Origin of the sequence: Nocardia pseudobrasiliensis NBRC 108224 (genome assembly GCF_001613105.1) — a bacterium.
Taxonomy (GTDB): Bacteria; Actinomycetota; Actinomycetes; order Mycobacteriales; family Mycobacteriaceae; genus Nocardia; species Nocardia pseudobrasiliensis.
The window spans coordinates 17,822-42,648 of record NZ_BDBS01000057.1; the positions used below are offsets into that span (position 1 = coordinate 17,822).

The 24,827-nt window shown below is 68.3% G+C and carries 21 protein-coding genes, 1 pseudogene and 1 riboswitch; of the genes and pseudogenes, 8 read left to right on the top strand and 14 right to left on the bottom strand.

All coding sequences use genetic code 11. The features are described from left to right. Positions 1-655 precede the first annotated feature (655 nt). Positions 656-1,501: pseudogene (locus tag NP4_RS42965) on the bottom strand (DUF3027 domain-containing protein); the annotation flags it as partial. A 47-nt stretch (positions 1,502-1,548) separates the two neighbouring features. Between NP4_RS42965 and NP4_RS34535 the strand changes: the two are divergent. The 3 genes from NP4_RS34535 (at position 1,549) to NP4_RS34545 (ending at position 4,657) form a co-directional block, all read left to right on the top strand. Continuing rightward, positions 1,549-2,334: a glutaminyl-peptide cyclotransferase gene (locus NP4_RS34535; protein ID WP_068006880.1), complete on the top strand. Its 786-nt coding sequence runs from the start codon at positions 1,549-1,551 to the stop codon at positions 2,332-2,334. Positions 2,335-2,402: 68 nt separating this feature from the next. Then, on the top strand, positions 2,403-4,130 hold the full coding sequence (locus NP4_RS34540; protein WP_068006882.1) for an MFS transporter: 1,728 nt from the start codon (positions 2,403-2,405) through the stop codon (positions 4,128-4,130). Beyond that, positions 4,127-4,657, top strand: coding sequence for a DUF2771 domain-containing protein (locus NP4_RS34545; RefSeq protein WP_068006884.1), 531 nt, complete (start codon positions 4,127-4,129; stop codon positions 4,655-4,657). Before NP4_RS34540 ends, NP4_RS34545 begins: the two co-directional genes overlap by 4 nt. A 58-nt stretch (positions 4,658-4,715) precedes the next feature. Here NP4_RS34545 and NP4_RS34550 read toward each other — a convergent pair whose 3' ends face one another. After that, a complete protein-coding gene (locus NP4_RS34550) occupies positions 4,716-5,135 on the bottom strand; it encodes a cold-shock protein (RefSeq protein ID WP_174556207.1) in 420 nt (139 codons plus the stop codon). Positions 5,136-5,312: 177 nt separating this feature from the next. On the opposite strand from NP4_RS34550, the gene NP4_RS34555 reads away from it, so the two are divergent. Together NP4_RS34555 and NP4_RS34560 are read left to right on the top strand one after the other, a co-directional pair. Further along, a complete protein-coding gene (locus tag NP4_RS34555; protein ID WP_068006889.1) occupies positions 5,313-5,546 on the top strand; it encodes a hypothetical protein in 234 nt (77 codons plus the stop codon). Positions 5,547-5,816: 270 nt separating this feature from the next. Then, positions 5,817-5,992, top strand: a riboswitch (cyclic di-AMP (ydaO/yuaA leader). Between the two features lie 8 nt (positions 5,993-6,000). Next, on the top strand, positions 6,001-6,642 hold the full coding sequence (locus tag NP4_RS34560) for a resuscitation-promoting factor Rpf1 domain-containing protein (RefSeq protein ID WP_068006891.1): 642 nt from the start codon (positions 6,001-6,003) through the stop codon (positions 6,640-6,642). Between the two features lie 84 nt (positions 6,643-6,726). Here NP4_RS34560 and NP4_RS34565 read toward each other — a convergent pair whose 3' ends face one another. Beyond that, the gene (locus NP4_RS34565) at positions 6,727-6,915 is read right to left on the bottom strand and encodes a hypothetical protein (protein ID WP_062507293.1); all 189 of its coding nucleotides are present in this window, start codon (positions 6,913-6,915) and stop codon (positions 6,727-6,729) included. Positions 6,916-7,004: 89 nt separating this feature from the next. Here NP4_RS34565 and NP4_RS34570 point away from each other — a divergent pair, with 89 nt between their 5' ends. Next, positions 7,005-9,323, top strand: coding sequence for a helicase-associated domain-containing protein (locus NP4_RS34570; RefSeq protein ID WP_068006894.1), 2,319 nt, complete (start codon positions 7,005-7,007; stop codon positions 9,321-9,323). Here the strand turns inward: NP4_RS34570 and NP4_RS34575 are convergent, their stop codons facing one another. Next, positions 9,324-9,830 (bottom strand): LppU/SCO3897 family protein, encoded by a 507-nt coding sequence (locus NP4_RS34575; RefSeq protein WP_068006896.1) that lies wholly within the window; start codon positions 9,828-9,830, stop codon positions 9,324-9,326. A 161-nt stretch (positions 9,831-9,991) separates the two neighbouring features. Between NP4_RS34575 and NP4_RS34580 the strand changes: the two genes are divergently transcribed. Continuing rightward, positions 9,992-10,825, top strand: coding sequence for a hypothetical protein (locus tag NP4_RS34580; RefSeq protein ID WP_068007004.1), 834 nt, complete (start codon positions 9,992-9,994; stop codon positions 10,823-10,825). Positions 10,826-10,828: 3 nt separating this feature from the next. Here the strand turns inward: NP4_RS34580 and NP4_RS34585 are convergent, their stop codons facing one another. From NP4_RS34585 to NP4_RS34610, 6 genes are read right to left on the bottom strand one after another with little or no spacing between them, the layout of a single operon-like run. Then, complete coding sequence (locus tag NP4_RS34585) at positions 10,829-12,238, bottom strand: M1 family metallopeptidase (RefSeq protein ID WP_307598750.1); 1,410 nt, start codon at positions 12,236-12,238, stop codon at positions 10,829-10,831. 52 nt (positions 12,239-12,290) lie between these two features. Continuing rightward, positions 12,291-12,929 (bottom strand): LysE family translocator, encoded by a 639-nt coding sequence (locus NP4_RS34590; RefSeq protein ID WP_068006899.1) that lies wholly within the window; start codon positions 12,927-12,929, stop codon positions 12,291-12,293. 32 nt (positions 12,930-12,961) lie between these two features. After that, complete coding sequence (locus NP4_RS34595) at positions 12,962-13,627, bottom strand: DUF3239 domain-containing protein (protein ID WP_082876481.1); 666 nt, start codon at positions 13,625-13,627, stop codon at positions 12,962-12,964. A 39-nt stretch (positions 13,628-13,666) separates the two neighbouring features. After that, positions 13,667-15,325, bottom strand: coding sequence for a DNA repair helicase XPB (locus NP4_RS34600; RefSeq protein WP_068006901.1), 1,659 nt, complete (start codon positions 15,323-15,325; stop codon positions 13,667-13,669). Positions 15,326-15,380: 55 nt separating this feature from the next. Next, positions 15,381-18,080, bottom strand: coding sequence for an ATP-binding protein (locus NP4_RS34605; RefSeq protein ID WP_068006905.1), 2,700 nt, complete (start codon positions 18,078-18,080; stop codon positions 15,381-15,383). A 26-nt stretch (positions 18,081-18,106) separates the two neighbouring features. Next, positions 18,107-18,682 (bottom strand): GNAT family N-acetyltransferase, encoded by a 576-nt coding sequence (locus NP4_RS34610; RefSeq protein WP_068006909.1) that lies wholly within the window; start codon positions 18,680-18,682, stop codon positions 18,107-18,109. 67 nt (positions 18,683-18,749) lie between these two features. Between NP4_RS34610 and NP4_RS34615 the strand changes: the two genes are divergently transcribed. Further along, positions 18,750-19,691, top strand: a complete 942-nt coding sequence (locus NP4_RS34615) for a sigma-70 family RNA polymerase sigma factor (RefSeq protein ID WP_068006912.1) — start codon at positions 18,750-18,752, stop codon at positions 19,689-19,691. A 2-nt stretch (positions 19,692-19,693) separates the two neighbouring features. Here the strand turns inward: NP4_RS34615 and NP4_RS34620 are convergent, their stop codons facing one another. From NP4_RS34620 to NP4_RS34635, 4 genes are read right to left on the bottom strand one after another with little or no spacing between them, the layout of a single operon-like run. Beyond that, entirely contained in the window at positions 19,694-20,674 is a 981-nt protein-coding gene (locus NP4_RS34620; protein WP_068006914.1) for a substrate-binding domain-containing protein, read from the bottom strand. Then, positions 20,671-21,747 carry an ABC transporter permease gene (locus NP4_RS34625; protein ID WP_068006916.1) on the bottom strand — a complete coding sequence of 359 codons (1,077 nt, stop codon included), beginning with the start codon at positions 21,745-21,747 and terminating at the stop codon, positions 20,671-20,673. The genes NP4_RS34620 and NP4_RS34625 overlap by 4 nt, the downstream gene beginning before the upstream one ends. Further along, on the bottom strand, positions 21,744-23,327 hold the full coding sequence (locus NP4_RS34630; protein ID WP_068006920.1) for a sugar ABC transporter ATP-binding protein: 1,584 nt from the start codon (positions 23,325-23,327) through the stop codon (positions 21,744-21,746). The genes NP4_RS34625 and NP4_RS34630 overlap by 4 nt, the downstream gene beginning before the upstream one ends. Before the next feature lie 8 nt (positions 23,328-23,335). After that, on the bottom strand, positions 23,336-24,751 hold the full coding sequence (locus tag NP4_RS34635; RefSeq protein WP_068006924.1) for an L-fucose/L-arabinose isomerase family protein: 1,416 nt from the start codon (positions 24,749-24,751) through the stop codon (positions 23,336-23,338). Between the last annotated feature and the right edge of the window lie 76 nt (positions 24,752-24,827).

Below are 24,827 nucleotides of genomic sequence, written 5' to 3' on the forward strand. Positions count from 1 at the left end.
CGACGGATTCACTCCCGCCAGCAGTACCTTCCGCCTCCACCGCGGAATCCACTTCGCCAGCAGTACCTTCCACCCCCACAGCAGAATCCCCTTCGCCAGCAGTACCTTCCGCCACCACAGCGGAGTCCACCTCGCTGTCGACGACTTCCGCCTCCACGACAGATTCACTCACCGAAGCCGCCTCGGGCGACTGCTCGGAGTGTCCTCCGCCAGCCGCTTCCGTCTCCACCACAGACCCACTCGCCGAAACCGACTGCTCGTCGGTAGCCGACACAACGACGGAATCCGATGAGCCGACAGTCGCTTCCGAATCGCGGGCGGCGGCACCCTCGACGGCCGAACCGGGCGCGCCGACGGACTCATCCGCCGAGGCCGACCGCTCATCGGCGGTCGGAACCACCGCCACGGCGGAATCCGCCTCGACACCGGCCGACGCCGAATCCTGCGCACTGGTCCGCACCTCGGGCGCGTCGTCTTCGGCGACCTCGGCCGAGACAGTGCCCTCGACAGCGGAATCCACGTCGCCGACGGCCACCTTCGACGCCGCGACGGACTCATCCGCCGGAACCACCTCGACATCGGTATCCACGACCTCGGGCGAGGCGGACGAGATCGTCTCCGCCACGGCGGAATCCGCGTCGCCGACAGCCACCTGCGAATTCCCGGCGGACGATTCCGTCTCCGTCGTCACGGAAGCCGACTCGGCAACAATCTCTTCCGACTTCGGTTCGGGACCATCCGCCGAAGCATCCTCGGCCACAACCGCATCCGCCGGGCGGCGGAGGTCTGTGGTGGGGATCAGGTCGACGGCGGCGTCGTCGTAGGCCTCGTAGAGGGGGGAGCCGGTGCCGGTGGGGACGACGGTGTCGGAGTGGGCGCCGCAGCCGTATTCGGTATGTACCACGTGGCCGTCGGCGCCCATCGCGTTGGCGCAGACGCCGAAGGCGGAGCGGAAGGCGCCGGCCAGGGGGACGAAGAAGCCGCAGACGCCGCAGGTGGAGGGCGCCGAGCGGGCCATGTCCGTGTCGGGGCCGTAGTCGGTGTACCAGCGGAGGGCCGCTTCCTCGCGGCCCTCGCGGCTGAGGACCTGGGGACGGCCGAGGCCGATCTCCTCGATGACCTCGTCAACCACCGGATCGCCGGTGACCAGATAGCCGGGTACCAGGCGTGGGTCGTCGACGGGCGGGGCCAGCAGGTCGCCGGGGGCCAGGTCGCCGGGGCGCACGCGTTGATCCCACGGCACGAAATCCGGTGCCACCAGGGCATCGGGGCCCGGCAGCAGGGCCGACTCACTGACCGTCGCGTACTCCGCCTCCAGCGGCGCCGCCACCACCACCGCCCACTGCCAGCCGCGATAGCCGGGCAGTGTGGCCGCGAAGTGATGCGTGGCCGCGTATTCATCCTCGGCGGTGACCCCCAGATGCTCGCCGACACCGGTCGGCTGCAGCTCGAGGAGCGCACGGCGGGCCAGCCCGACCGCCTCCGCAAGGATCGGTCGCACACCGGACTCCGAAACAGGAACTGCGCTCACGCCCTACATTTTGCCGTATGGAGCGCAAACGTCGTGCGTGGGCTGTGACTGGACTGATCTTGCTGGCAACGGTGGGTTCCGCGACGGCGTCGGGCTGCGCGAACATCGACGACACACCGCGATTCCGAGTCGAGGTGATCGGGACTCGCCCACACGATCGCGCCGCCTTCACCGAGGGCCTCGAGATCGACGGCACGATCCTCTACGAGGGCACCGGCCTCGACGGCCGATCCGATCTGCGCGCCACCGATCTGAACACCGGCGAACAGTTGGCCCGGGTCGAACTGCCCGCCGACCTGTTCGGCGAGGGCGTCACCTTGGCGGGTGACACCGTCTGGCAGCTCACCTGGAAGGACGGCATCGCCATCGCGCGCGATCCGCGCACCCTCGCCGAACGCACTCGGGCCCGCTACGACGGCGAGGGCTGGGGCCTGTGCACCCGCGGCGACCGCCTCGTGATGAGCAACGGCAGCGCCACCCTGACCTTCCGGGATCCGACCACCTTCGCCGCCACCGGCTCCATCCGACTCACCACCCACCGCAATGCCCGCCTCAACGAACTCGACTGCGCCACAGACGGTTCGATCTACGCCAATGTCTGGCCCACCGATCACATCCTGCGCATCGATCCCGACAGCGGCGCGGTTCTGGCCGATATCGACGCGAGCGGCCTGCTGACATCGGCCGAACGCGCGGGAACCGATGTGCTCAACGGCATCGCGCAACTCCCGGGCGCCGACCGATTCCTGATCACCGGTAAGAACTGGCCCACAATGTTCGAGGTGCGCTTCGTCCGGGCATAACGGCTCTGCAGAGGATCACACCCACACCTGAAACCCCATCCCCGAAACCCTGCGAGAGAATCGACATTGTGACTGCCTCCCGCGAACCCTCCGGAACCGATCCTGGTCGGTGGGACGGCGAGGACCGATCGCGCAGCCCGCGCCATCCCGGATACGACCGCTATCCGCCGCCGAACACCCCCGATCGGCAACAGCTGCCACCCCTGCCGCGCCGCAGCCCCGAACCGGACGTACCGGAATTCGTGACCCGCCGACTGTCGAGCGGCGAGCCGCCACCCGCGCTGCCGCCGCCACCGCCCGAACCCGAGACCGCGGAACTCACCGACACCCAACGCGTCCCGCGCAAACTCACCGTCACCCGCGTGGTGGTGATGCGCAGTCGCGAACTCACCGAGAAGGGTTTCCAGACCTTCCAGCGCGCGGCCAAGGCCGACGGCGCGGACGAATCGGGCCTGACGGCACTGGTCTACGCGACGATGGCCAATTTCGCCCTCGACGCGGCCATCGCGGTCGCCCTGGCCAATACGCTGTTCTTCGCCGCCCAGACCGCCGAATCCAAGGGCAAGGTGGCGCTGTATCTGCTGATCACGATCGCACCCTTCGCGGTGATCGCCCCGCTGATCGGTCCCCTGCTGGACCGGCTGCAACGCGGGCGCAGACTCGCGCTGGCCGGATCGTTCGCCGCGCGGGCGGTGGTCGCGATCGTGCTCATCTTCGGCTTCGGCGGCTGGCCGCTGTATCCGCTCGCGCTGTGCATGATGATCCTGAGCAAATCGTTCTCGGTGCTCAAGAGCGCGGTGACGCCCAGAGTGCTGCCACCGGGAATCGATCTGGTGCGAACCAATTCCCGGCTCACGGTCTTCGGCCTGGTGGGCGGGACGATCGTGGCCGGCGGCCTGGCCGGATTGTGCGCGATGATCGCCGGATCCACCGGCGCGCTCATGTTCGCCGTGGTGATCGCCTGCGTCGGAACCTATCTGAGCCTGCGGATGCCGTCCTGGATCGAGGTCACCGAGGGCGAGGTGCCCGCCACCCTCGGTTATCACGGCAGCGAGGCCCGCACCGAGGTCTTCGAGGAGGCGACGCCGTCCACCGTGAAACCCGCCAAGCGCCGCCAGCCGCTGGGGCGCGCGGTGGTCGTGGGCCTGTGGGGTAACGGCTCGATCCGGGTGCTCACCGGATTCCTGTTCTTCTATGTCGCCTTCGTCGCCAAGGCCACCGAACATGTGGCCTGGCGACAGGCCGCGATGCTCGGCGTGGTCGGCGTGGCGGCGGGCCTCGGCAACTTCGCGGGCAATGCCACCGGGGCCCGGCTGAAACTCGGGCGGCCCGCGTTGATCGTGGTCGGCTGCACGGCGGGTTGTGCGGCGATCTCGTTGTTCGCCACATTCGCCGACAATCTGCTCGGCGCGGCCGCGGCGACCCTGGTCGCGTCCGGCGCCAGCGCACTGGCCAAGGTATCGCTGGACGCCTCGATCCAGGACGATCTGCCGCCGGAGTCCCTCGCCTCCGGATTCGGCCGCTCGGAAACCGTGCTGCAGCTGTCCTGGGTGATCGGCGGTGCGGGCGGCGTCCTGCTACCGACCGTGTTCTGGAAGGGTTTCGCGGTCGTCACCGCCGTGTTGGCGCTGGGATTGCTGCAGACCGTGGTGAGCTACCGTGGTCATTCGCTGCTGCCCGGTTTGGGCGGCAACCGACCCCAGCATGCGAAGCAGGAGGTCTCCGGCGCCCATCCGAATCCGGATCCGGGCCTCGGCGATCCGACCCGACAAGCGACAGGAAACCCGCCACAGTGAAGCCGAAGACCCGTACCGCCCTGGCGCTGTCCGCGGCGGCGGTGTTCGTGGTGATCGTCGCCGTGGCCGCGGTGGTGGCCGTGGCGGTCCACAACGCGCACCGAGCCGATCCACAGCTCACCGCCTACGCGCACGGCAAGACGGTCACCGTCCCGCCCTACCGGTACTGCACCGTGACACAGTCCGACAGCAACGGCCAGCTCGGATTGTCCTGCCGGCAAAGCGAAATCACCGCCCAGCTGGACACCCCGCCCGGCTATCCGGTGCAGCTGTCGCTGCCGAACCACCTCGTGGACGCGCCGTGGGTGATGGTGATGGAGTACCGCGCGCCCGATGGCACCACGGCCCGGCACGTGGCGTCCTACCGCGACTACAGCGCGGGAACCCGTGCCGTGACGGTGGATTCGCGACCGCAGCCGGATCTGCGCCTGATCGGCATCGAACTGCAGCTGGTCGTGCCGACCCGCGACGAGGCGGGCAACGAATCCTTCGCGCCCTACCAGGTGTGGTCCATCCAGACGGCTTGATACGCGGCGGCCCCGGTGAGACATGCTCACCGGGGCCGCCGTGGATCTCGTCCTGTAATCAGTGATCGAGTTCGCGGGCCACGCCGCGCACGACCTCCGCGATGCGCTGGGCCGTCTTGCGATCCGGGTACTTGCCCTTGCGCAGATCCGGCTGCACCGTCGCCTCCAACAGCGTGATCATGTCCTCGATCAGGCCGTGCAGATCGTCGGGGGTCTTGCGGGGCAGCGCGGGAATCTCCTTGCGCTCCTTGCCCTGACCGCCACGCACCGACGGCAGCGGCTCGAGCAGCTTGAGGCTCAACGCCTGCGGGCCACGCCGACCCGCGGCCATTCCGAATTCCACTCGTTGCCCGGGCTTCAGCGCCTCGACACCCTTGGGCAACGCGGACGACCGAACATAGACGTCCTCGCCCTCATCCTGGGACAGGAAGCCGAAGCCCTTTTCGACGTCGTACCACTTCACCTTGCCGGTCGGCACTGCGCTCACCCGTTCGTCATCGATGCCCGGACCTCCCGGGCACAACCATGGGCCCCGGAACATGTCCGGAACCTTCCTGCTTGCGTAAAGAAAGCGCCCCACAGGTATGTAGGACGCGGTGCTTTCGAGTCTACCCCGGTGACCAGTGGCCGAGCACACCAGTTTTACGGTGCAGTAATGCCCGATTCCGTCTCGAATCCGACGCCCCGCCGCTCCGGCCGGTCGCTGCTGTACGTGGCACTGGGCCTGTTCGCGATCGGCCTGGTGGCGATCATCGCCGTATTCGTGGTTCCGCTCGTGAGCGATGCCCGTCCGGGGGTGTGGCTGTATCTGATCGCGATGGCCGCGACCTCGCTGGGTCTGCTGCTGGGCATCGTGTTCGCACTCTGGTCCGGTCGGCGGGCGCGGTAGGCAACAACTATTTGCCCAGTTCGTTATCCAGCCAATCCTGTGATCTTCGTCACATAACGAACCGATAACGAGACGGTCACGACGACCGAGATCTGATGACACGCCGCGACAACCTGCACAGACGGGGTTTTGGAAGACCTTGCGGCAGACCGCGACCCGCAAATACACGCCGGTTACCAAATGGTGATTTTTCGCGGCGATCGTCGTACGGTCTTACCCAGCCGGGAGCAGTCCCGGAACCACCGGCCCGCCGCACCGAGCCTTGCCCCGCGGGTACGGACACCCGACGGAAACAGGGGCAAGGGCGGGGAACCCAAAGTCCCACGCAGGGAGCCGGGAGAAGTCGAAAGACCGATCCCTTGGGGTGAAGTCCCGGGCAACCGGGACCGGACGACCTCTCAGTCCGAACCCGACAGCTCACCTCGCAGGAGCGTACGAGAGGAAGACACCCGATATGAGTGGACGCCATCGCAAGCCGACCAGTACCGGCCGCACCGTAGCCAAGGTCGCCGTCTCCACCGCGATCATGGGTGGTGCGGGAGTGGCCCTCGCGGGGCACGCGGCCGCAGCTCCCGACTCCGATTGGGACAAGCTCGCCCAGTGTGAGTCCGGTGGTAACTGGGGTATCAACACCGGCAACGGTTACCAGGGCGGCGTGCAGTTCTCGCAGAGCACCTGGGCCGCCCACGGCGGCACCGAATACGCCGCGTCGGCCAATCAGGCCACCCGCGAACAGCAGATCACCGTTGCCGAGCGCGTTCTCGCGACCCAGGGTTGGGGCGCTTGGCCGACCTGCTCGCAGCGCATGGGCCTGCACAGCGGCGCGACCGAGCGCAGCGCTCCCGCGCCCGCCGCCACCCAGAATTCGCACTGGACCCCGCAGACCGATGCCGCACCGCAGCAGCCGATTCAGGGCGACAGCACCCAGGAAGTGTTCCAGGCCGTCGACAAGGCCGTCGCCACCGCGCAGTCGCAGGGCTTCGCCGTGCCGCAGCAGGCGCTCGACGCCTACAACGCCTTCAAGTCCAGTGGCGCCAAGCTGGATCCGTCCGTCGTGAACTTCTTCGAGGCGAACAAGAACGTGCTGCCGAACTAGGCCGCGTCGCACCTCATATCGAAATACAGACAGCGAAAGGCCCCCACTCCGAGGAAGAGGTGGGGGCCTTTCGCCGTCTGCGCGTCAGCGGTTGATGACCGTGTGCGGGTGCACATACGGCACCTGATCCGCCGGCACCGGAAACTCGGTGTCCTCGCCGTAGGGCGACAGACCACCGGAACGAGTCGACGAGAGCTCGGTAACCGCGTGGTCGCCGTTCTCGACCTGCGGCCAGCCATTGTCGACGTAGGGTTTCTTCGATTTGTTCACCACGCGCTCATTCTGGCACGGCGGTTACCCGCCGGCGCGATAGGTACGACACAGCTCGGCAGGGCGTCGACCACGGCCGTAGGCTGGATGGGATGACCACGACCGACTCCGCTCCCGGCTCGGCCGAAATCGCGCTCGCCGACTGGCTGACCACCCGCTCCGACGACGATCTGGTGACGCTGCTGCAACTGCGCCCGGATCTGGCCGTCCCGCTGCCGGGTTCGATGGCGGTGCTGGCGGCACGGGCCGAACAGCGCGCCTCGGTGCTGCGCGCCACCGACGAGTTGGACACCCTGGATTTCGCCGTCGTGGAGACCCTGGCCGTGCACGGCGCGAGCTATCCGGGCCGCACGGCCGATCCGCTGCCCCGCGCCCGCCTGTACGAACTGCTCGGCGATCGGGTGCCCGCCGCGGCCATCGACGCGGCCGTGGCCCGTCTCGCCGCCCGGGCGCTGCTGTGGGGCGAGGACGAGTTATTACTCGCCGCGGCCGCCAAAGACGCGCTGCCGTGGCCGCTGGGCAGCACTACGCAACTTCCGGATGCGTTGACCGAACCGGAGATCCACGCGGCCCTGAGCGAAATCGGTTCGGCCGAACGAGCCCTGCTGGACAAGCTGGCCGCCACCGGCCCGCGCGGGCGCACCCGTGACGCCGCGCCCGGCACCGCGCCCGACCGTCCGATTCAGCGCCTGCTGGCCAAGCGGCTGCTCGAGTGGGTCGATGCGGAGACCGTCGAATTGCCGCCGTCGGTCGGCCAGGTGCTGCGCCGCGAACCGGTGACCGATCCGCACGCCCTGACGCCCCCGCAGCCGGAACCGCGGCGGCACACCGCGGCCGATGTGAACGCGGCCGCCGCCGGCGAGGTGGGTGAGCTGCTGCGCCACTGCGGCGACATCCTCGAGGTCCTGGGCCAGGCGCCCGCCCCGGCGCTGCGCTCGGGCGGACTGGGTGTGCGCGAATTGCGCCGCGTGGCCAAGCAGACCGGAATCGACGAGACCCGCATCGGAATGCTCGCCGAGGTGCTGGCCGCGGCCCGCCTGCTGGACAAGGGAATTCCCGAACCGCCGCCGGATTCCGATGCCGTCGACGACTTCTGGGCGCCGACCGGCTCGGCCGACGGCTGGCTGGACGGCCCGGCCGCCCGCCGCTGGGTGGTGCTGGCCGACGCCTGGCTGGAACTGGACCGCTTCCCGTGGATGATCGGCCTGCGCGACGCCAACGACAAACCGCTGGCCGCGCTGTCGCTGGAACTGCGCAATGTCCACGCCGTACGCGATCGCCGCACGATTCTGACGCTGCTGGCCGAATGTCCGCCCGGATCGGCCCTGTCCCCCGCCGATATCGTGCGAGTACTGGCCTGGCGACAGCCGCGCTGGCGCAGGCATTTCCGCCTCGACGCGGTGACGGCGACGCTGGCCGAGGCGGCCGCCCTGGGCATCGTCGGGCGTGGCGCGCTCACCTCGGCGGGCCGCGCGCTACTGCACGACTCGCTCGGCGACGCGGAGGCCGAGATGGAGTCGGCGCTGCCGGAACCGGTCGACCACGTGCTGGTGCAGGCCGATCTGACGGTGATCGCCCCCGGCCCGCTGGTACCGGATCTGCAGAGCCGCATCGCCCTGGTCGCCGATGTCGAATCGGCGGGTGCGGCAACGGTTTACCGGATCGGCGACGCCTCGGTGCGCCGCGCGCTGGACGCCGGGCTGACGGCGGCGGAACTGCATCAGCTGTTCGCCGCGCATTCGCGCACCCCGGTCCCGCAGTCGCTGACCTATCTCATCGACGATGTCGCGCGTCGGCACGGGCGGCTGCGCGCGGGTATGGCCCAATCATTCCTGCGCAGTGAGGATCCCACGCTGCTCGCCGAGGTGCTGGCCGCTCCCGTGGCCGAGCGACTGGCGCTGCGGGCCATCGCGCCGACCGTGGCCATCTCCCAGGCCCCGCTCGGCGAGGTGCTGGAATTGTTGCGCGGCGCGGGTTTCAGCCCGGCGGGCGAGGATTCCTCCGGCGCCATCGTCGATCTGCGCCCGCGCGGCGCGCGAATCCCCTTGCGCACCAACACCCGTCAGACCTGGCGTCCGACGCCGCCCAGTACCGAACAACTCCAGTTGCTGGTCGCCGAACTGCGCGCGGGCGAGAAGGCCGCCCAGGCCCGCCCCGGCCAGTCGGTGCGCTCCGACGGCACCCGCACCGGCACCGCGGCCACCCTGGCCCTGCTGCAACTGGCCGTCCGGGTGCGCCGCCCGGTGCATATCGGCTACGTCGACGCTCAGGGCACGGCCACCCAGCGCATCGTCGAACCGCTCAAGGTCGCCGGTGGCCAACTCGACGCCCTGGATCAGGTCACCGGATCGGTGCGCCGTTTCACACTGCATCGCATCGCCTCGGTCGCCCTGGTCGACGAGCAGCAGTGATCACGCCCGCGGATTCACGAAGCAGAACGTGGTTTTCGGCTCCGAGACAGTGAGATAGGTCGCGGGCGGTGCGCACAGCTCGCGGTCGGCGCGGCCGTCGACGCGCGCCACGACGCGGACGGTGGCCTGCGAGTCGGCGCAGTCGGCGGTGGCGAAGCCGGTCGCGGAGTCGCGGTGATAGCAGCTGTTCTGCTTCAGATCGGGAGCCAGGCAGAGGTAGGCGACGGTCTCCCCGGCCGAGGTCTCCTCGTAGCTGGCGTATTCGGAGCCGCAGTCGCGCCGATGGTCCGAATTCGATACGACCGTGTAGACCGTGCGGGCCGACGAACAGTCGGTCGGTTCGGTCCGGGCCTGGGTCGCCGCACCCTCGGCGACCGCGAGACAGTCACCGGCCTTGGCGCGGGCGGTGGCGGACAGTTCGGTGACCGAGCAGCCGGTGACCGCCCCGACGGCCACCGTCACCGCCACGCAGAGCAGCCGGACGTTCAGAACTGCCGCAGGCTCCACAGAGCCCACAGCGAATGATTGAGGATGCTGGGGAGAAGGTTGTTGAGCAACTGCAGACCGAGATAGTTCACAATCAATGCCTTTCGCAATACTGGACGAGCGCCCAGGCGTACATCGAGATCTCTGTCGCTATGGTCGGGGAGATCGTTACGCTCTGCAACATGAAGCTCGAGGACATCATCCGGGAGCTCTACGGAACCGATCCCGGCGAATTCGTGCGGGCGCGAGACGCGCAGGTCAAGGACGCGCGGGCCGCCGGGGACAAGGATCTGGCGACCGCGGTGGCCAAATTGCGCCGCCCGACGGTCGCGGCGTGGGCGGTCAATCTGCTGGCGCGCGAGGCCGGCGAAGAGGTCGGGGTGCTAATGGATCTCGGTGCGGCCCTTCGTGATGCGCAGCGCCGTCTGTCCGCCGACCGCCTGCGCACCCTCACCGCGCAGCGGCAGCAGGCGGTGAACGCGTTGTCGCAGCGGGCCGGTCGGCTCGCCGCAGCACGCGGCAAACCCCTCGGCGAGGCGGTACTGCGCGAGGTCGGCCAGACCCTCAATGCCGCACTGGCGGATTCGGCTGTGGCGGAACAGGTTCGCGGGGGCACCCTGGCCGCCGCCGCGAGCTACGAGGGCTTCGGCCCAGCCGGACCCGCCCTGGCCGCGGCCCCGGAGCCACCCGAACCGGCCGTCGCACCCGAACCTCCCGCCGATCGAGACGTCGCGGCCCGCCACGAACTCGACGAGGCGCTGAACTCGCTCGAATCCGCCCGCGAGACAACCGATTCCGCCCGCGCCGACGTCGCGCGGCGCGACGCCGAACTGGCCGAGCTCGACGCCCGCATCACCGCCCTGCGCGCCGATCTCGAACGCGCCGAGGATCAGCGCCGCTTCGCCGCGGCGGCCGAACGCTCCGCCCAGGAGGCCCTGCACAAGGCCGAACGCCAACTCGACCGGATCGAACGCTGGGTGGCCAAGGCGCGCTCACGGCTACCGGAGGGCGAATGATGTTCAGGCGCGCAAGGATCCGGGATACAGATACTCCGGCGCGGGTATCGTCTCGCGCTCGAGCCACGCCTCGAAGAAGGCGCTCAGATCCAGCCCGGCCCGTGACTGCACGAACTGCCGGAACTCCGGCATCGAGGCATTGCCGTAGGCATGCGACTGCACGAAATCCCTTGTCGCGGAGAAGAACACCGCATCCCCGACCAATCGGCGCAGGGCGTGCAGGAACAGCGGCCCGCGGTAGTACACGGCCGTGAACTCCCGGCCCGCACCGGGATTCTGCAGCGGAATCTCCCAGAACCTCGGATCGTCGCGGCGCTCGGCGACGGTCTTGCGATATCGCGCGTCGGCGTCGAGCCCCTCCTTGCTCTCCGGCCAGAGGTAGTCGGCGGTGTAGCTGGCGAAACATTCGTTCAGACAGATATCCGCCCACTGCCGCACCGACATCGAATCGCCCCACCACTGATGGGCGTTCTCGTGCACGACGGTGTCCAGATCGGTCCAGGGCGCGTAGATCGGGCGCGTCTGGGTCTCGAGCGAGAAGTTCAGGTCGGTGTCGACGTAGATACCGCCCCCGCTCTCGAACGGGTAGGGGCCGTAGACGGATTCGATGAAGTCCAGCACCTCGGGCAGGCGCTGCTCGAGTTCCCGGGCCCGCGCCGCGCCGGGCGCGAAGGCGCTGATCAACGGCGTGCCGTCGGCACGAGTCTGATCGAGGAAGTCGAAGTGGTCGATGGCCACGGTCGTCAGATAGCCGAGCGTCGGATGTCGCGACGCCCATTCCACCGTCCGATTCGGACCGTCGACCTCATCGCGCACCCGCAGGCCGTTCGACACCACCTGCCAGTCCCGCGGAACCGTCACGCTCAGATCGAAGGTGGCCTTGTCCAACGGGGTGTCGTTGAGCGGATACCAGGTGCTGGCCGAATGCGGTTCACCCGCCGCGAACGCACCGCCGCTGGGCGAGAAGGTCCAGCCGCCCTCGTCGTTCTGCGTTGCCTCTCCGCCGTATTCGACGCTCACCGTGAACGGCAGCCCCGGCAGGACGGGCAGTGCGGGGCTCACGGAGAGCTTGTGCTCGCCGTGGCGGACGAATCCGGCGGGCAGGTTGTTCACCGTCACCCGGCGCACCTGCGGCCCCGCGAAATCGAGATCGAACATGCGCAGCGCCTGGGCGGCCACCGACTCCAGCCGCGCCGTGCCGGTGAGCTGACGGCTCGGCGGATCGTAGGAGATCGCGACGGCGTAGTGGCCGACGTGATAGCCGCCGTTGCCGTCGTCGGGGTAGTACGGATCGCCGAGACCGGACGCACCGACCAGCGGATCGGCGGGCGGCTGCGCCTGCGCCGATGTCGCGAGGACGCTCGCGATCAACACAACCGCGGCCGAGAACCGCATTCCGGTACGCATTCTCATGCGACGAGCCACCCTTTCCACGAAGCGCAGAACAGGTGCCGATGCTAAACGCTCAACTCTCCGCGCCCGAGACCGCCACGCTCGCGCCCAGGCCGATGATCATCAGCCCGCCCGCGCCGCCTACCGCCTCGAGCCGCCGCGGCGAACGCGCGAACCAGTCGCGGGCCGATCCGGCGGCCAGCCCCCACACGCTGTCGGAGACCAGCGCGATGGCCAGGAAGATCAGGCCCAGGGTCAGCAGTTGCAACGGCACCGCGCCCCGGTCGCGATCGATGAACTGCGGCAGCACCGCGGAGAAGAAGATGATCGACTTCGGATTGGTGATCCCGACGATGATGCCCTGTCGGAAGATTCGCCGATTCGACACCGGAGAGATCTGGGTCTCCAGGGCCGCGCGCAGCGATCGACGCTCCCGAATCGCCTGCACCCCGAGATACATCAGATACAGCGCCCCGGTGAACTTGATGACGGTCAGGGCGATCGCCGAGGCCGCGACGATCATGCCGAGCCCCGCGGCGACCAGCACCAGCGCCACCAGGACGCCCAGCGCGTGGCCGAGTACCGAAACCAGTGCGGCCCGACGGCCGTTGGTGAGGGCGCGTCCGATGGTGAACAGCACGCCGGGACCCGGAACGACGATCAGAATCGTGGCGGCCACCAGAAACGCCCAGAAATGTGTGGCAGATATCACTGACCAAGTTTACGGATCCGGTCAACCGGATTTCAGCCCCGCAATTCCTCCGGCAGTTGCTGGGGATCCAGCAGCAGGTATTTCGAATCCTTGCCCTGCACCTTGTCGGCCACCTCGAGATTGTCTGCCAGCAGACGCCATTCCACCTCGCTGATGGCCGCGCGGGCGCGATCGATCACCCCGGTGTCGCGGGTGCCCCAGGCGATCGGCATGGCACTGACCACCTGGCGCAGATCGGCCACCGAGCGGGGCACGCGATCGGCCCGGACCGTCACCGCGGGCACCTGCTCCCCCGGCCCGCCGCCGTGGCCGGGCAGCGAGCGCACCACCCGCGTGATCAGGGCATAGCGCGGATCCGCCTCGGGTTTGGCCAGATTCACCAGCGCCAGCAGCGTCACGCCCTTGGGGTTCTTACCCGACACCACCGCCGGAACCAGCTCGCCCTCGGCGTAGAGCTTCTCGATACGCGACCGATACGGCGTCCAGACCGCCACGAACAGGGCGATGATCGTGCCCAGCGCGAAGGCGATCGCGAGCAGGAACGAATACGGATGATTCAGCCAGATGAGCCCGGCCGTTCCCAGACCGAGCACGATGGCCGCGGCCAGCGCGAGCACGCGCATCCGGCGAATATCGTGGACGACTTCGTTCACCGCCCGGGCATGCTCGCGGTCCACCGCGAATTCGAAGCGTCGCACGTCTCATTCCTAACACGTTTTCGGAGGCAAGCCCTCCATCTAGCCGATCGCCGGCCCCAGCAGGTCGTCCGCATCGGTGATGCGATAGGCATACCCCTGTTCGGCAAGGAAACGCTGCCGGTGGGCCGCGTATTCGGCGTCCAGGGTGTCACGGGCGACAACGGAATAGAAGTGCGCTTGACCACCGTCGTGTTTGGGCCGCAGCAATCGGCCCAGCCGCTGCGCCTCCTCCTGACGCGAGCCGAAGGTGCCCGAAACCTGGACCGCGACAGACGCTTCCGGAAGGTCTATGGAGAAATTGGCGACCTTGCTCACCACCAGCACCGGAATCTCACCGCGGCGGAACGCGTCGAACAGCGCCTCGCGCTCCTTGGTGCGGGTGGAACCCTGGATGACCGGGGCGTTCAGATGTTCACCCAGTTCGTCGAGCTGATCCAGATACGCGCCGATCACCAGGCACTGGGAATCCTTGTGCCGCTCCAAAATCGACTCCACCACGGGCAGTTTGGTCCGCGCGGTCGAGCACAGTTTGTAGCGCTCCTCGGGTTCGGCGGTGGCGTAACTCATCCGCTCGGCGTCGGTGAGGGTGACCCGCACCTCCACGCAGTCGGCCGGGGCGATCCAGCCCTGGGCCTCGATATCCTTCCAGGGCGCGTCGTAGCGCTTGGGGCCGATGAGGGAGAACACATCGCCCTCGCGGCCGTCCTCGCGAACCAGCGTCGCGGTCAGGCCCAGGCGGCGACGCGACTGCAGATCGGCGGTCATCCGGAAGACCGGGGCGGGCAGCAGATGCACCTCGTCGTAGATGACCAGGCCCCAGTCGCGGCTGTCGAACAGTTCGAGATGCCGGTACTCGCCCTTGGTCTTGCGCGTGATGACCTGGTAGGTGGCGATGGTGACCGGGCGGATCTCCTTGCGCTCGCCGGAGTATTCCCCGATCTCGTCCTCGGTGAGCGAGGTGCGCGCCAGCAGCTCGCGCCGCCACTGTCGACCCGCCACGGTATTGGTGACCAGGATCAGCGTGGTCGCCTTGGCCTTGGCCATCGCGGCCGCCCCGACCATGGTCTTCCCCGCACCGCACGGCAGCACCACGACACCCGAACCGCCCGCCCAGAACGAGTCGGCGGCCATCTCCTGATAGTCGCGCAGCTCCCACTGGCCCCCGTCGAAGTCCAGATCGATCGCATGGGCCTCGCCGTCGACGTACCCCGCCAGGTCCTCGGCGGGCCAGCCGATCTTGAGCAGCATCTGCTTGATCCGCCCGCGCTCGGACGGATGCACCGCGACCGTATCGTCATCGATGCGCGAGCCCAGCATGGGCTGAATCTTCTTGTGCCGCAGCACCTCCTCCAGCACCGCCCGATCCAGACTGACCAGCACCAGCCCGTGCGCCGGATGTTTGACCAGCTGCAACCGCCCGTACCGGGCCATGGTGTCGACGATGTCCACCAGCAGCGGCTGCGGCACGGCGTACCGCGAGAAGTTCACCAGCGCGTCGACCACCTGCTCGGCGTCGTGGCCCGCCGCCCGCGCGTTCCACAGCGCCAACGGCGTCACCCGATAGGTGTGCACATGCTCCGGCGCCCGTTCCAACTCGGCGAACGGCGCGATAGCCTGCCGCGCCTCATCCGACCGCTCGTGATCGATCTCGAGCAGCAGGGTCTTGTCGCTTTGGACGATGAGCGGTCCGTCGGTCACGGCGCCTCCTAGTCTGCGGGCCGTGGTCCATTGTTCCTGATGGGTCCGACACGGCTCAGAGCGCGGGCGGAACGTTCTCCAGGGTGGCGAGATAGGCCGCGGCGGAACCGGCTTCGGGTGCGCCGATACGGCGGTAGATCTCGACGGCTTCTCGTAGCCGGGTCAGCGCGGCGTCGGTGTCGCCCAGACCGGCTCGGCAGCGGGCGGCGCCCTCGAGCGCGCGGGCCTGTTCCGGTTGGCTGTCCACCCGACGGGCCAGCTCGAGCGCTTCGTCGAACACTCCCAACGCCTCTCGCAGAGCACCGCTGCGGGTCAGCACCTGCCCGATGCGATTGAGCGCCTCGACCTCGCCCAGGCGGTTTCCGAACTTGCGATAGAGGTTCAGGGCCTGCCGGTGCAGGTCGGCGGCCTCGGCGTAATCCTCGGTCAGATAGCGCACGCTGCCGAGATCATTGAGGACGTTGGCCTCGCCGAGACGGTTGCCGAGCCGCCGGAATTGCTCCAGTGCCTGCCGGTGCATTTCGATGGCCTCGGCATAGCCCCCGGCTGCCTTGCGCACATTGCCGAGGTTGCCCAGGGCGTTGGCCGCGCCGAAGCGGTCACCGACCTCCCGGAAGAGGTCCAGCGCCTGCTGGTGCAGCTCGGTGGCCTCGGCGTAGTCGCCGACATCCGCGCACGCGACGCCGAGATTACCCAGGGCGTTGGCTTCACCGAAGCGGTTGCCGATCTGCCGATAGAGCTCCAGGGCCTGGCCGTACAGTTCGGTGGCCACGGCATAGTCGCCGATATCCGCGCGCACGACGCCGAGATTGTTGAGGGTATTGGCCTCGCCGCGGCGATCATCGATCTCCCGATACAGCGTCAATGCTCGCTCGTACAGGTCGATGGCCTCGGCATAGGTCCCCGTCTCCTCGCCCACGATGCCGAGGGTGCCGAGGGCGTTGGCCTCGCCGAGTCGGTCGCCGATCTCCCGGTACAGTCTCAGCGCCCGGCGATGCAGTTCGGTGGCCTCGGCATAGTCGCCGGTCCGCTGGCATACGCTGCCGAGATCGGCCAGGGCGTTGGCTTCGCCGAGTCGGTCGCCGAGACTTCTGGCCGCGTCGACGGCGCGGTGATGCAGTCGCCGTGCCTGCGGCCAGGGTCCGTCACGGTCCAGCAGGGCGGCGAGCCCCGCGGTCAGCTCGACCACTCGGCGCGGTTGGTCCGTGGCGGCGGCGTGTTCCAGACAGGCCAGCAGGTTGACCCGTTCGACGCGCACCCACCCCCAGGCCCGTGCCTCGTCGGCGAAATCGTTCGCCGCGACATCCGCGCTCGGCCGCGTCCGCCGGGCCAGGCGTCGGTCAGCGGCCGCCGCGGTGTTGCGATAGTGGTCCAGCAGCCGGTCCAGGGCGCGATCGTTGTGTTCGCGCGGATCACCGGCCGCGAGAGTGCGTGCGTAATCGCGCAGCAGATCGTGTAGGCGGTAGCGGCCGGGAGCGGGTTCCTCGACGAGATGGTCGGTGTAGAGCGCCTCTAGTTCGCGACGCGCGACCGCGACGGGCAGGTCGGCCAGGGCCGCGACCGCGGCGATGTCGGTATCGGGGCCGGGGTGCACACCCAGATAGCGGAACACCTGCGCCCGCAAGGGCGGCAGATCGCGATAGGACATCGTGAAGGCCGCGTAAACGGCTCGATCGCCGGTGTCGAGTTCGGTGAGCCGATCGGTGGCCGCGGCGAAGTGGTCGGCCAGGGTCTGAATGGTCCAGGCCGGGTGGTGAGCCAGGCGTCCGGCCAGCAGGACGATCGCCAGGGGGAGATATCCGCACAACCGCACGATCTCGGCGATGGCGGCGGCGTCGGCGCTTCCGGTCGGATCGCGTTGCGCCAGACGGCTGAACAGCTGGGCGGCGTTGTCCGGGTCGAGGGCGTCCAGGGTCAGCGGGACCGCGCCGTCGAGAGCGACCAGCCGCCGCCGACTGGTGATCAGGGTGAGGCAACCCGGCCCGGTCGGAAGCAGCGGTTCGATCTGCGCGTGGTCGCGCGCGTCGTCGAGCACCAGCAGCACCCGCCGATCCGACAGCCGATCCCGCCACAGATCGCGCCGCGCCGCGAGCGAGTCGGGTATGTGTCCGGGCGCGATGCCGAGATCGGTGAGCAGCGTGGCGAGCACATCGAACGGATCGACAGGATGCTGTCCCGGTGTGTGAGCGTGCAATTCGACGAAGAAGCGGCCGTCGGGGAACTGGTCGGACAGCAGGTGCGCGCCGCGCGTGACCAGCGCGGTCTTGCCGACGCCAGGCATGCCGTCGACGGTGTGGATGGAAACCACCCGCCCCGGCCCCGCCGCCTGCAGGATCCGACGCAATTCGAACTCGCGCCCGACGAATGTGTCGAGGTCGCGTCGCAGCCCGGTCGTCACGGTCGGGCGCGACGACTGGGGTTCCTCGGTCGCGGCCTTCCACAGTCGTTGCCAGGCCGACCGATTCGCTACAGCGGGCTGGATGGGCACGGACCTCGCCTTGGCGAGCTGTACCAATGTCACCAGCACCGGTTCGAACGTTTCGAAACGTGAGGGCACATTGCGGCCCTTACGCCAGTCGCTGATTCGCTGTGCCGAGAGTCCGCCCCCGCGACCGGAGGCCCGTGTCGCGCGCAGCCGGGTCTCGGCGGCGGCCACGACCCGCTGCAATGTGGGATTACCGGCGGCCTCCCAGAGTTCCGCCAGTCGAGCCGTGAAAAGCGCTCGTGGTGAATCATTTTCGTGCCCGCTACCCACACCGACCAACCTAGGCCATAGCCGGATCAGACGTCCGCGGGCCAACCCCGCGCTGGCGTCGCGGGATCATCCGCCAACCGAGCCGCGATCCAGGAATCCCTACGCACCCCGCGCTGATATCCGCCCATGCGCATCAGGCCCTCGTAGTGGAAGCCCGTGCGGCGGGCCACGGCGGCGGAGGCCCGGTTGCCGACGAAGGCGCGCCATTCGATGCGGCCCAGGCCCAGGCTGGCGGGGGCGAAGCCGAAGTCGCAGACCAGGCGGACGGCCCGGGTCATCAGGCCCGCGCCGCGGGCGCGGGCGGCGAGCCAGAAGCCGATTTCCGCGGCGCTGGGGTCGTTGTCGCGGCGCATCAGGCCGATCATGCCGACCAGCTTCGATTCGGCCGATTCGCGGACACCCCAGGTCGGCAGGCCCGCGGTCCAGCCGGGGGCGACGGTGTCGGTGAGGAACTTCTCCGCGTGCGTGCGCTCGTAGGGCATGGGCACGGTCGTCCACTCGCCCACCGACGGTTCGCGACAGCAGTCGACGATCGTGTCGATATCGTCGGTGGCGGGCCGCGACAACCACACCACACCATCGGTCAGCGTGCAGTCCTCCATGCGGTCATGCTGTCATGTGCCGAGCTGACGGCCCAGCGATTTTCGGACCTGAAGTAAACTCACCGCAATGGTTGCCGCTCTGCTCGCCGATCTCTTCGAATCCCACCGGGCACATCTGTTCGCGGTGGCCTATCGCCTGACCGGCAGCGTGACCGATGCCGAGGATGCGGTGCAGGAGAGCTGGCTACGGCTGATCACCGCGCGGCAGTTCGAGATCGAGGATATGCGCGCCTGGCTGACCACGGTGGTGAGCCGAATCTGCCTGGACCACTTGCGCAGTGCCGCGACCCGCCGGGAAAGCTATGTCGGCCAATGGCTTCCGGAGTTCGTGGTGACCGGAACGACCCCGTCGAGCACCCCGGACCCGTTGGAAAGCGTCGTCCGAGGACAGGATTTCCGCTTGGCCGCACTGGTCGTGCTCGACACTCTCACCCCGCCGCAGCGGGTGGCCTTCGTCCTGCACGACGGCTTCGGCGTGCCGTTCGACGAGATCGCGGACATCCTCGACATCTCCGCCGACGCCGCGCGGCAGCTGGCCGTGCGGGCGCGAAAGGCGGTGGCGCACACGCCCGAACCGGCCACCGACGCCGACCACGATCTCGCGGTGCGGCGGCTGCTGGCGGCGATGGCCGCGGGTGACCTCCAGGCGGTGGTCGCCGCCCTGCATCCGGACGCGACCTACACCGCCGACAGCAACGGAACCACCAGCGCCGCCCTGCAACTGCTGCGCGGAGCGGCCAAGATCGCCCGTTTCACGGTGAGCCTGCTGCGGCGCTATCGGGTGGACTTCTCCGAAAACGGCAGCGGGGAATACGAATTCGTCAATGTCAACGGTCAGCTCGGTGTGCTGTTGCACGAGCGCGCACCGCACGACGGCGTACCGGGGTCACCGCCGCGGGTGATCGCCTTCAGCGTCCGCGACGGATTGATCGGCGCCGCTTACGAAATGGTCAACCCCGTCAAACTCCGGCGCGGACTACGGGTGCCGCACGACGGCCTGCTCTATTAGGGTCAGCCACCGACCTTCCCCGACATGTCGTATTCCTGGTACAGCTGCGCGGCATTCTCCTTGGTCACCTGCGTGGTCGGCAGCACCTGCTTCTTGTCCACCGGCTGCTGGTGCAGCAGCTTCTCGAGGGTGTCCACGGCCTGTTCGGCGCAGGTCGGATAGACGAAGGTGGTCAGCAGCTGCCCGTTCTGCACCGCGCGAATACCGCCGGTGGGAATGGCCAGACCGTCGATGCCGATGATCTGGATCTGTCCGGCCTTACCCGCGCCCTGGATCGCCAGCTGCGCGCCGAGGGCCATATCGTCGTTGTGCGCGTAGACCAGATCGATCTTGTCGCCCTTGGCCAGCCACTGCTGCATGGTCGCGGTGGCATTGGCCTTGAGCCACTTGGCCTCCTGCTGCTCGATGATCGAGATATTGTGGCCCTCGACGGCATCCCGGAAGCCCTTGTCCCGGTCGACCTGCGGCTGATCGGACAGGATGCCGCGCAATTCGACCACATTGCCGCCGTTCGGCAGCGCCTGGACGGCGGCCTGACCCGCGAGTTTGCCGATGGCGTAGTTGTCGCCGCCGATGAAGGCCGAATAGCAGTCGGTGTTGACACTGCGATCGAGGATGATCACCGGAATCTTCGCCGCGCACGCCTGCTGTACCGCGGCCGCCAGCGGCGCGGGCTCGTTGGGCGAGACGATCAGCGCGTCCACCTTCTGCTGGATGAAGGCCTGCACCTGGCTCACCTGGGTCGCGCTGTCCTGATGCGCGTCGGTGATGGGCAGCAGCTTCATATCGGGATGCTGTTTGACGTAGTACTGCAGCTGTAGATTCAGTTGCGCGCGATAGGGTTCGGCGTTGTTGGACTGCGAATAGCCCACTACGAACTGCTTACCGTCCCCGCCGCCGCTGGGCGCGTTGGCGGCGCAGGCCGAGGCGAGCGCGGCGACCGCGCAGACGGCGAATACGGTGAAGCGTTGGTACAGCTTCATTCTCGACTCCTGAACGAGATCCGACGGAAGAAATCGGGCCGCTGCAGAACCACGGCGACCACGACGATGAGGCCCTTGATGATCAGCTGGGCATTGGTGCTGATCGCATTGAGCCCCAACACGTTGTCCAGCAGCGTCAGAATCAACGCGCCGACGAACGTGCCCGTGATGGTGCCCTTGCCGCCCGACAGGCTGGCACCTCCGATGACCGCCGCCGCGATGGCGTCCAACTCGTATCCGGTCCCGGCGAGGGGATCGGCCGAGGCACTGTAGGCGGCATCGATCGGCCCGGCGAATCCGGCCAACATGCCCGACAGCGTGAACACCGCCACCACGACCAGCGTCACATTCACCCCGGAAAGCCGTGCGGCCGTGGGATTTCCACCCACAGCGTAGATATGGCGGCCGAATCGGGTCTTGGTCAGCACGAGCTGGAATACGATACAGACCGCCACGAAGGCCAGTACCGGATAGGCGATTCCGGCCCGCCCGAACAGCGGCAGCCAGGTGCCCTGGAACAGCGTGTGCCCGGGCGTGCCCAGATTCGCGAACTCCGCCGCGCGCGGGGTGGGATGGCCGCCCTCGTCGACCACGGCCGTGCCGACCGCGACATTGCCGGAGAACTGCCTGTCCAGGCCGCGCACGATCGACAGCATGGCCAGGGTCATGACGAACGACTGCACCCGCAGCACGGTCGTGCCGAGGCCGTTGCACAGTCCGAAAAACGCGCCGACCAGCGCGGACGCGGGCACGATCAGCCACGGGCTCAGATCGTGGTCGACCAGCAGCAGGGCCGCGGTCAGCGAGCCGATCCCCATGATCGATCCCACCGACAGATCGATACCGGCGGTCAGGATGACCAGTGTGACCCCGACGGCGAGAATGCCCCGCGAGGAGAACGCCGCGACGGCATTGGTGAGATTGGTCTGATTCCAGAAGTACTGTCCCTTGGTGATGATCCCGACCGCGATCACCAGCACCAGGCCGATATAGCCTTGCACCGCACCGAGATACGGTCCCAGCCGGGTCACCCTGGTCCGCAACGATACAGCGGGAGAAGCGGTTTCGGTCATGAGTCAACCTGCGCGCGATCGTCGAGGGCGGTGGGCCTGGCCATCGCCGCGGTGAGTATGCGTTCCTGATCGAAGGGTTCGCCACGAGCCGCATCGCGATGGAACTCACCGGTGATCCGGCCCTCGCAGAGCACCAGAATGCGATCGCACATGCCGATCAGCTCGGGCAGCTCCGAGGACACCGCCACGATCGCCGCGCCGCCGCGCGCCAGCTGGTCCATCAGCGCGTGCACCTCGGCCTTGGCGCCGACGTCGATACCGCGGGTCGGCTCGTCCATCAGCAGTACCGAGGGCTTGGTGAGCAGACATTTCGCCAGCACGACCTTCTGCTGGTTCCCGCCCGACAGGGTCGCGACCACGCTCATGGGCGAGGCCGCCTTCACGCGCAACTCGCTCAGCTGCCGGGCCACCGCGGCCCGCTCCCGGCGCGCGTCGACGGTCCGCCACGGTCGCAGGAAGCGGGCCGACGCGGCCAGGGAGGCGTTGAACCGCACGGTGTTTCCGAGTACCAGGCTCTGCGCCTTGCGGTCCTCGGCGACCAGTGCGAATCCGCGTGCGATGGCCCGGCGCGGACTGCGCGGGACGTAGCGCCGTCCCTGCAGTTCGATCCGGCCGTCCAGCGCGGGCCCGGCCCCGTACAGCGCCTCGAGCACCTCGCTGCGCCCCGCACCCATCAATCCGGCCAAGCCGACGATCTCACCCGCCGCGACGTCGAAGGAAATATCCCTCAGCGCAACGGTTTCCGCGCCCGGTGCGGGCCTGGTCGACAAGCCGTCGACCCGAAGCACCGCTCCGTCACCCGAATGCTGTTCGGGCCGACGGGGATACAACTCCCCCAGCGGTCGCCCGACCATCAACTGGATCAGCTCACCCCGCGCGGTACCGGCCATGGCGCGCTGACCGACGTGCGCGCCGTCGCGCAGCACCGTCACCGAATCGGCGATCTGGGCCAGTTCCTCGATGCGATGGGAGATGTAGACCACGCCCACCTCGCGCGCGGTCAGCCCGCGGATCACCGTGAACAGCCGCTGCGCCTCGGATTCGGTGAGCGCGGATGTCGGTTCGTCCATCACCAGGACCGCCAGCCGATGGTTGAGCGCCTTGGCGACCTCGATCAGCTGCTGTTCGGCCAGTCGGCACTGCCACACCGGCCGCCGCGGGGGCAGCCGCAATCCCACCCGCTCGAGCAGCTCCCGGGTGCGCGCGTCCATCGCCGGACGATCCAATGTGCCACGCGCGGTGCGCAATTCATGTCCGAGAAACAGGTTGTCGGCGATCGACAGCTGCGGCACCAGATTCAATTCCTGATGGATCATGGCGATGCCGTGCCGGGCCGCCTCGCGCGGCGAGCGCAGCTGCACCGGGTCGCCGTCGATTTCGATATGTCCGGCATCGGGAGTGAACACCCCCGCGAGGACATTCATCAGCGTCGACTTCCCGGCGCCGTTCTCGCCGAGCAGCGCCAGCACCTCACCCCGGCGCAGGGTCAGATCGACCCCGCGCAGCGCCTGTACGCCCGGAAACCCCTTGGTGATTCCGCTCATCGTGAGCAGCACCGGGCGCTCGTCGAGGTCGGTCATGCTCGTCCTCAGGCAGCGTCGCCGAATCCGTCGTAGTCGATGTCCAGCAGCTCACAGATCGCGCGCAGCTCGGGCAGATACTCCCCGGGTATGGCATGAATATGGTTGGCGCCGAAGCGATTCAGGAATTCGGTGGCATCCACGTGCAGCCGCGCGAAGGCGTGCGGCCATTCGAAGGTCGACATTCGCATCATCGCCTCGTTGGCCGCGGTGTCATAGTTCTCGAATTCGCCGCGCATCGCCTGCAGGCGATAGCGGCCGTCCAGGCGGGTGAGCCGGGCCAGGGTGAACGACCCCGGCGCGGCCAGATGATGCACCGACGCGCCACCCGCCGGGAAGAAGAACACCTCCGGATAGAAGTGGGTGCGCGCCAGATTCTCCAGCGGATCGTCCGAGCGCGCGGCGAACCAGGTGGCGTGCTGTCCGGAGTTGCACAGATCCCACACATCCCGATCGGCGTGATAGTGCCGGACGTCGGCGAACAGCACCGGGGTGCCGGACAGGCCCTTGAGCAACTGCATCGTCAGGGCCGCGTCCATATCCGATTCGGTCGCGGTGACGTGGGTCGGCTTGGGTCCCTCCCAGTCATAGGGATCGTTGAGGAAGGCCTCGGCGATATCCATGGTGGCGAAGTGGGTGGTCAGCTCGGGCTGGCCCTTGATGCCGGAGAAATCCAGATGCCATTCGTCGATGAGTTCGCGCATGGCGTAGTACGAACGGATCTGGCGTTCAAGCAGTTCGGGGGTCAGGGCCTTCCCGTCGTAGTGCACGCCCGCGGCGCTTTTCTCCAGCCACAGCCGGGCCTGACTCACCCGCCCGGCCTCGACGAGTTCGCTGCGCCGCACGATCTCCCACTGATCGATCTCCTCGACATCGATGCCGAAGGTGCGCATCCACTGATCGGTATCGGCGACCGCGGTGTACATGCCCATGGGCCGTCCGCCGATGCGCCCGAAGGTCGAACCCCGCAGCCCCTGCACCGCCGCGGCCGCTCGCACCCGCTCGAGCACCCGGGCGAGGGTGTCGGGATCGTTCATATCGCCCCACGCCCGGGCGTGCCGACGGCCGATCTGATCCAGCGCGCCGCCCGCGGCGAGCATGCCGACCATGCCGGGCTGCACCGGATCGAGGCCGCCGAACAGCAGCAGCGGACCCGGAGTCGCCTCCGCCGCCAGCATTGTGAAGTGCGGGAACGCCCAGACGGCGTAGTGGAAGACGGTCAGATCCACGCGCTCGTCGGCCAACCGACGGGCGGCGGCCGTGGCCAGTTCGTTGGTCCAGACGATATCGCCGACGATCACCTCGTGGCCCGCGGTCCGCAGCGCCTCGGCCACCGAAGTCGCACTGGCGCCGATGAATTCGGTGATGTCGCGATGAACGAAGTCGCGTCCGTCGGACATGGACAGCAGCCCGATACGAGCCATTCTCCGGCCTCCCCGCCCTCTCGCGAGAAATCGTTTTCTGAAAGCCTAGGTTCGCACAAGGGGACCGGTCACACGC

Bases quoted from the DNA above. Each gene is read 5' to 3' on its own strand.
- NP4_RS34615 (WP_068006912.1), top strand. From the start codon at position 18,750: ATGGTTGCCGCTCTGCTCGCCGATCTCTTCGAATCCCACCGGGCACAT.
- NP4_RS34630 (WP_068006920.1), bottom strand. From the start codon at position 23,327: ATGACCGACCTCGACGAGCGCCCGGTGCTGCTCACGATGAGCGGAATC.
- NP4_RS34560 (WP_068006891.1), top strand. From the start codon at position 6,001: ATGAGTGGACGCCATCGCAAGCCGACCAGTACCGGCCGCACCGTAGCC.
- NP4_RS34535 (WP_068006880.1), top strand. From the start codon at position 1,549: ATGGAGCGCAAACGTCGTGCGTGGGCTGTGACTGGACTGATCTTGCTG.
- NP4_RS34585 (WP_307598750.1), bottom strand. From the start codon at position 12,238: ATGAGAATGCGTACCGGAATGCGGTTCTCGGCCGCGGTTGTGTTGATC.
- NP4_RS34620 (WP_068006914.1), bottom strand. From the start codon at position 20,674: ATGAAGCTGTACCAACGCTTCACCGTATTCGCCGTCTGCGCGGTCGCC.
- NP4_RS34570 (WP_068006894.1), top strand. From the start codon at position 7,005: ATGACCACGACCGACTCCGCTCCCGGCTCGGCCGAAATCGCGCTCGCC.
- NP4_RS34610 (WP_068006909.1), bottom strand. From the start codon at position 18,682: ATGGAGGACTGCACGCTGACCGATGGTGTGGTGTGGTTGTCGCGGCCC.
- NP4_RS34635 (WP_068006924.1), bottom strand. From the start codon at position 24,751: ATGGCTCGTATCGGGCTGCTGTCCATGTCCGACGGACGCGACTTCGTT.
- NP4_RS34580 (WP_068007004.1), top strand. From the start codon at position 9,992: ATGAAGCTCGAGGACATCATCCGGGAGCTCTACGGAACCGATCCCGGC.
- NP4_RS34625 (WP_068006916.1), bottom strand. From the start codon at position 21,747: ATGACCGAAACCGCTTCTCCCGCTGTATCGTTGCGGACCAGGGTGACC.
- NP4_RS34555 (WP_068006889.1), top strand. From the start codon at position 5,313: ATGCCCGATTCCGTCTCGAATCCGACGCCCCGCCGCTCCGGCCGGTCG.